This window comes from Acidovorax sp. IB03, from assembly GCF_016406015.1.
Classification (GTDB): domain Bacteria; phylum Pseudomonadota; class Gammaproteobacteria; order Burkholderiales; family Burkholderiaceae_C; genus Acidovorax; species Acidovorax temperans.
Genome location: NZ_JAEFCH010000086.1, coordinates 1 through 1,308 on the forward strand (window position 1 = coordinate 1; position 1,308 = coordinate 1,308).

Annotated in this window: 1 protein-coding gene; it reads left to right on the forward strand. The window is 56.1% G+C overall.

Annotated elements, in window-relative coordinates:
• The first annotated feature begins 54 nt into the window (after positions 1–54).
• A complete protein-coding gene (locus IHV84_RS20155) occupies positions 55–1,224 on the forward strand; it encodes an IS4 family transposase (RefSeq protein ID WP_066788293.1) in 1,170 nt (389 codons plus the stop codon).
• The last annotated feature ends 84 nt before the right edge of the window (positions 1,225–1,308 follow it).

The window sequence follows — 1,308 nt, forward strand, 5'->3', positions numbered from 1 at the left end:
CTGGAAAACCTTGGGACAAGTCGCTTCATTGCGCTTGACTTCGAAGACGGTTACTTGTATGTTGGCAAGACCCTGTTCGCCCAGGTCATGGAGTTCATGCCCTGGACGAGTTTTTCCCGCATCGTCCATCGCTACCAAGGCAATGCCGGGGTTCGCACGCTGTCGTGCGCCGAGCAGTTTCGTGCCATGGCGTTCGCGCAACTGACCTGGCGCGAGAGCCTGCGCGACATCGAAGTCAGCCTCTCAGCCAACGCCACCAAGCTGTATGCGATGGGTTTTCGTTCGACCGTCAAGCGCTCTACGCTGGCCGATGCCAACGAGTCGCGCGACTGGCGCATTTGGGCCGATCTGGCGGCGCTGCTCATCCGGCGGGCACGCAAACTCTATGTCGATCAAGCGCTTGCCCTCGATCTGGACAGCACCGTCTATGCGCTCGATTCGAGCACCATCGATTTGTGCCTGAGTCTGTTCGACTGGGCGCCATTTCGCTCGACCAAGGCCGCCATCAAGTTGCATACCCTGCTGGATTTGCGGGGCGCTATCCCCGCGTTCATCCACATCAGCGATGGCAAGCTGCACGACGTGAACGTGCTGGATATGCTGACTTTCGAGGCGGGCGCGTTCTACGTGATGGATCGGGGTTATCTGGACTTCGCAAGGCTGTATCGCCTGCATCAGGCCGGGGCGTTCTTTGTCACTCGGGCCAAATCGAATTTCAACGCCCGGCGCGTGTACTCGGCACCTTGCGATCGCTCCGAAGGGGTGATCTGCGATCAACGTGTTGCGCTGGGTGGCTTTTATGCCGCGCACGACTACCCCGAGCATATGCGCCGCATACGTTTCAAAGACCCCGACTCGGGCAAGACGCTGGTCTTCTTGACCAACAACACCGCTCTGCCAGCCCTGACGATCTGCGCCTTGTACAAGCAACGCTGGCAGGTCGAGCTGTTCTTCAAGTGGATCAAGCAGCACCTGCGCATCAAGAAATTCATCGGCACCAGCGAGAACGCCGTCAAAACACAGATCTGGTGCGCTGTGGCCACCTACGTGCTGATCGCCATCGTCAAGAAGGAGCTTCACCTGGATGCCTCGCTCTACACATGTCTACAGATTTTGTCGGTCTCGGTTTTCGAGAAAACCGAGATTTCATGCGCCTTGCAGCTCGGTGAGCTACCAATCAAGTCTGATGGCGACGCTAACCAATTGATTTTGTTTGATTTTTAACCGGACAGTAGTGCAAAATACTGTATATTTAAAAGGGGTATCTATTTAGCTCCAGCAGCCCCATTGATACTGTGATTTCATCCA